This is a genomic window from Rhodopseudomonas sp. WA056, assembly GCF_010906995.1.
In the GTDB taxonomy this organism is placed as follows: domain Bacteria; phylum Pseudomonadota; class Alphaproteobacteria; order Rhizobiales; family Xanthobacteraceae; genus Rhodopseudomonas; species Rhodopseudomonas palustris_G.
The window spans coordinates 1-5,123 of the sequence record NZ_QPFS01000196.1; the positions used below are offsets into that span (position 1 = coordinate 1).

General features: G+C 65.3%; 5 protein-coding genes. 2 read left to right on the plus strand and 3 right to left on the minus strand.

Features of this window, described 5'->3' with window-relative positions:
* Positions 1-163: 163 nt before the first annotated feature.
* From DU475_RS22960 to DU475_RS22970, 3 genes are all read right to left on the minus strand, one after another.
* Positions 164-1,372, minus strand: a complete 1,209-nt coding sequence (locus DU475_RS22960) for an acetyl-CoA C-acetyltransferase (protein WP_164633430.1) — start codon at positions 1,370-1,372, stop codon at positions 164-166.
* 153 nt (positions 1,373-1,525) lie between these two features.
* A complete protein-coding gene (locus DU475_RS22965; protein WP_164633431.1) occupies positions 1,526-3,316 on the minus strand; it encodes an acyl-CoA dehydrogenase C-terminal domain-containing protein in 1,791 nt (596 codons plus the stop codon).
* A 93-nt stretch (positions 3,317-3,409) separates the two neighbouring features.
* On the minus strand, positions 3,410-3,796 hold the full coding sequence (locus DU475_RS22970) for a nuclear transport factor 2 family protein (RefSeq protein WP_164633432.1): 387 nt from the start codon (positions 3,794-3,796) through the stop codon (positions 3,410-3,412).
* Between the two features lie 332 nt (positions 3,797-4,128).
* Between DU475_RS22970 and DU475_RS22975 the strand changes: the two genes are divergently transcribed.
* Together DU475_RS22975 and DU475_RS22980 are read left to right on the plus strand one after the other, a co-directional pair.
* Complete coding sequence (locus DU475_RS22975; RefSeq protein WP_013500761.1) at positions 4,129-4,686, plus strand: TetR/AcrR family transcriptional regulator; 558 nt, start codon at positions 4,129-4,131, stop codon at positions 4,684-4,686.
* Positions 4,687-4,939: 253 nt separating this feature from the next.
* Positions 4,940-5,123, plus strand: a 184-nt coding sequence (locus DU475_RS22980) for a hypothetical protein (RefSeq protein WP_164633433.1), incomplete at its 3' end; no start/stop codon positions are given.

The following is a 5,123-nucleotide window of genomic DNA, read 5'->3' on the forward strand; positions in this document are numbered from 1 at the left end:
GCGGCGGTTGTTGTTCAGCTCCCCTCCCCCTTGCGGGGAGGGGTCGGGGGTGGGGGTCCACATCGGAAGCTTCGCCTCGGGGCACCCCCCACCCCGACCCTCCCCGCAAGGGGGGAGGGAGCAGGCCGGCGCGCGTGGCGCGGCCCACCGCGCTATCGAATCCTCACACCCGCTCGATGATGGTGGCAGTGCCCATGCCGCCGCCGATGCACAGCGTCACCAGCGCGGTCGCCTTGCCGGTGCGCTCCAGCTCGTCGAGCACGGTGCCTAGGATCATCGCGCCGGTGGCGCCGAGCGGATGGCCGAGCGCGATCGCGCCGCCATTGACGTTGATCTTGTCGTTGTCGATCTCGAACGCCTGCATGTAGCGCAGCACCACCGACGCGAACGCCTCGTTGAGTTCGAACAGATCGATGTCGCTCTTCTTCATGCCGGAGCGCTCGAACAGCTTGTTGGTGACGTCGACCGGACCGGTCAGCATCATCGCCGGCTCCGAGCCGATATTGGCGAAGGCGCGAATTTTCGCACGCGGCTTCAGGCCGTGCTTGTCGCCGGCTTCCTTGCTGCCGAGCAGCACCGCGCCGGCGCCGTCGACGATGCCCGACGAGTTGCCGGCATGGTGCACGTAGTTGACCTTCTCGACTTCCGGGTGCGACTGGATCGCCACCGCGTCGAACCCGCCCATCGCGGCGATCGGCGCGAACGACGGCTGCAACTGCGCCAGCGACTGCATCGTCGTCGAGGGGCGCATGTGCTCGTCCTTGGCCAGGATGGTCAGACCGTTGATGTCCTTGACCGGCACCACCGACTTGTCGAACCGGCCTTCGTCCCAGGCCTTCGCGGCGAGCTGCTGGCTCCGAACCGCATAGGCGTCGACGTCGTCGCGCGAGAAGCCGTATTTGGTCGCGATCAGGTCGGCCGACACACCCTGCGGCATGAAGTAGGACGGAATCGCCATCGACGGATCCATCGGCCAGGCACCGCCCGACGCGCCGAGGCCGATGCGGCTCATCGATTCCGCGCCGCCGCCGATCACCAATTCGTGCTGGCCGCTCATGATCTGCGCCGCGGCGAAGTTCACCGCATCGAGGCCCGAGGCGCAGAACCTGGAGATCTGCACGCCGGGCACCGCTTCGCCGAGGCCTGCGTTCATCGCGGCGAACCGCGCGATATCCGAGCCGGCCTCGCCGACCGGATCGACCACGCCCATCACGACGTCGTCGACCACGTCCTTCTTGATGTTGTTACGCTCTTTCAGTGCCTTCAGCGGCACGGTGGCGAGCGCCAGCGCGGTCACCTCATGCAGCGAGCCATCGGCCTTGCCGCGGCCGCGCGGAGTACGAACGTGATCGTAGATATAGGCTTCGGGCATGGGACCTCCCTCGATAAAATGTGACGCGATGCTCTTTCAGGAGTCATCGCCCGGCTCGACCGGGCGATCCAGTCATCATGGCACCGGCGATCAAACCGCCGGCGCCCGGCTTACTGGATCCCCGCCTTCGCGGGGATGACGGCAGTGTCAATGTCAGAACGCTTCCGCCGGCAGTTCCATCAGGGTGTTACAGCCGGCTTCGATCCGGGTCAGCCGCAGCGCGGTCTCGGGTAGCATCCGCTCGGCGAAGAACCGGCCGGTGACCAGCTTTCTGGTCAGATAGGGCGTCGCGCCCTCGGCTGCGATCTTGTCCTGCGCCACCTTGGCCATCTTGGCCCACATGTAGCCCATCGCCACCAGGCCGAAGAGATGCATGTAGTCGGTGGCGGCGGCGCCGGCATTGTCCGGCTGCGCCATGGCGTTCATCATCAGCCAGGTGGTGGCCTTCTGCAAATGGCCGAGCGACGTCGACAGCGGCGCCACGAACGGCTTCATCGCTTCGTCGCCGCCGTGCTCCTTGGCGAAGGCGCCGACCTCGGCGAAGAACGCCATCACGGCGCGGCCGCCGTCACGCGGCAGCTTGCGCCCGACCAGATCGAGCGCCTGAATGCCGTTGGCGCCTTCGTAGATCATCGCGATGCGGGCATCGCGGACGAACTGCTCGACGCCGTTGGCGGCGATGTAGCCGTGGCCGCCATAGACCTGCTGGGCCGCGACCGCATTGGCGAAGCCGCCATCGGTCAGCACGCCCTTCAGCACCGGCGTCATCAGGCCGAGATGATCGTCGGCGGCCTGGCGCTCCTTGGCGTCGCTGGAACGATGCGCGACGTCGCTCTTCAGCGCGGTCCACAGCACCAGCGCCCGCGCCGCCTCGTTGAACGCGCGCATCGTCAGCAGCGCGCGGCGGATGTCGGGATGCACGATGATCGGATCGGCCGGCTTGTCGGTCGCCTTCGGCCCCGACAGCGCCCGGCCCTGCAGCCGCTCGCGGGCGTATTCGACGGCGTTCTGATAGGCGACTTCAGACTGCGCCAGGCCCTGCACCGCGACGCCGAGGCGAGCCTCGTTCATCATCACGAACATGCCCTGCATGCCCTTGTTCTCTTCGCCGACCAGCCAGCCGGTGGCGCCGTCGTAGTTCATGGTGCAGGTGGCGTTGCCGTGGATGCCCATCTTGTGCTCGATCGAGCCGCAGATCACGCCGTTGCGGGTGCCGACGGTGCCGTCCGGGTTGACCAGAAATTTCGGCACTACGAACAGCGAGATGCCCTTGATACCGGCGGGCGCGCCTTCGATCCGCGCCAACACCAGATGGATGATGTTGTCGGCCATGTCGTGCTCGCCGGCCGAGATGAAGATCTTCGTGCCGGTGATCTTGTAGCTGCCGTCCGCCTGCTTCACCGCCTTGGTCCGCAACAGGCCGAGATCGGTGCCGCACTGCGGCTCGGTGAGGTTCATGGTGCCGGTCCACTCGCCGGACACCATCTTGGGCAGATAGGTCTGCTTCTGCTCCGGCGAGCCGTGCACCGTCAGCGCCGCCGCGGCGCCCATGGTCAGCCCCGGATACATCGCGAATGCCATATTGGCGGAGTTCAGAAACTCCTGCACCGTCTGGGTCAGCGTGATCGGCAGACCCTGGCCGCCATATTCGGTCGGCGACGACAGGCCCATCCAGCCGCCTTCGGCGATCTGCTTGTAGGCGTCCTTGAAGCCCTTCGGCGTGGTGACGCTGCCGTCGTCGTGACGGGTGCAGCCTTCGTGATCACCGACGGCGTTGAGCGGATGCAGCACTTCCTCGCTCAGCCGCGCCGCCTCGTTGATGATCGCGTCGCGCACGTCGGCAGCGGCATCGGCGAACCCGGGCAGATTGTTGTAGCGATCGAACTGGAATACGTCGTTGAGCAGGAAGCCGACTTCTTCAACCGGGGCCTTGTAGATCGTCATGCGGGTCTCTCGATCGGGATCAGGTGTGAAGTATGCGCCGCCTGAACCAACTTCAGACGACGACGTGATGAATTCGACCGGTCGCCGGCGAGCTTATTGCCGCGCCAGCTGTTCTCCCATCAAGCGATGCAGCAGGTTGATCGCTTTCAGGGGTCTTACCATGACCTTGAAGTGGGTAATACGCCCGTCGTCGGCGAATGTAATGATGTCGACGCCGTTGATCTTGATACCCTCGATCACGTTCTCGAATTCGAGGACCGCGCCGTTATCGCTGCGCCATTCGCCCACATAGGTGAAGCCCGGTCCGCCGAGCACCTTCTCGGCACCCTTCAGATACTTGAACACAATGTCGCGACCGACCTGCGGGGTGTGAACCACCGGGCTTTCGAACACCGCATCGGGATGCAGCAGATCCCACAGCGCCGCCGTATCGTGGGACTTCATGAAGGCATACCAGGTGTCGAGCCCGTTCAAGGCCATCGGCAGTTCTCCGGATCAGCGAGATAGAATTGCGGCGAAGACGCAAGGCGGGGCGGATGTTCGACCATCATCGGTCGCGACATCAAGCGCGATGACGCCGCGGCGCGCACGGGCGCCGGCACGTCTCCAAATCTCTGCAAAGCACCGGGGCGGCGGCTCGGGACAGGTCGACCATCGGCCGCTGGACCAACATGGCGTGCACGAGCGCTCCTCCGATGTGATGATTTCCGGCGGCCGCAACGCAGCAGCCTGCCGGATCATCTCCATACACCTCTGAATGGCATCTAACGGCGCGCCTTGGCCGTGTCAATACACACGTGTATGGTGCGGGCATGGATTCGGATACCAAAGATCGGCTGACGCGCGCGGATTGGCTCGCCCATGGGCTGCGCACACTCGCCCGCCACGGCGCCAACGCGCTCAAAGTCGGCGATCTCGCGGCCGGCCTGGAGGTGTCGCGCGGTAGCTTCTACTGGCACTTCAAGGACGCGACCGACTTCCGCACCCAGCTCCTGCAGCTCTGGAAAGAACGTGTCACCGAGCAGGTATTCCGCGACATCGATGCCGCGATCGTCGGCCCCGCACGGCTGACACATCTGATGAAGCTCGCCTTCAACGAGGACCGCAGCCTGGATCGCGCGATCCGCGAGCTGGCCGCGACCGATCCGGCCGCCGCCGAGATGGTCGCCGCGGTCGACGCAAGGCGGGTCGAGTATCTGTCCAAGCTGATGATCGAATCCGGCGTCGAGAGCCGGCATGCCCGGCCGCGGGCCGAGTTCCTGTACTGGGCCTATATCGGCCAGACCGCGGTGATGAACCCGGCGCTCAATGCGGTCACCGAATCCGACATCGACGACCTCAGCGCCCTGTTCACGCGCGCGGGTGGTTAGCGTTTCCGGTGGTAACAGGCGGCAGCTCGCGACATTCTGGCTGCACCCGACGCCTCGAAAATCCGCGGCCGACCTGCGCTTTTTGCACCGATCGTTAAGTTTCGTGGCCGTTCACGCCGATCCTTAACTCGGTATTTACCCTAACGGGAAAAAGTCGATCCAGAGGCAGACTTCCGCGTCGTGTCGATGTTCCTTGGAACTGACGCGGAGGTGTGCAGGCGCGGCTGGGTGCCGGCTTGGTGCGGACAAGAGCATGAATCGCGTGTCGTGGAGTGTCGAGGAGATCGAACCGTCAGTGCGCGAGAGGGCCGAGGCCGCCGCCAGGCGCGCCGGACTGTCGCTCACCGACTGGATCAATGGTCAGCTCGGCGAAGCTGCGCCGCAGCCGACGGCCGATCATCCGCGCGTGCCCACTCGTCCGGCGATGCCCGAGCGTA

Coding starts and splice junctions, on each gene's coding strand:
- DU475_RS22960 (WP_164633430.1), bottom strand. CDS start 1,372: ATGCCCGAAGCCTATATCTACGATCACGTTCGTACTCCGCGCGGCCGC.
- DU475_RS22965 (WP_164633431.1), bottom strand. CDS start 3,316: ATGACGATCTACAAGGCCCCGGTTGAAGAAGTCGGCTTCCTGCTCAAC.
- DU475_RS22970 (WP_164633432.1), bottom strand. CDS start 3,796: ATGGCCTTGAACGGGCTCGACACCTGGTATGCCTTCATGAAGTCCCAC.
- DU475_RS22975 (WP_013500761.1), top strand. CDS start 4,129: ATGGATTCGGATACCAAAGATCGGCTGACGCGCGCGGATTGGCTCGCC.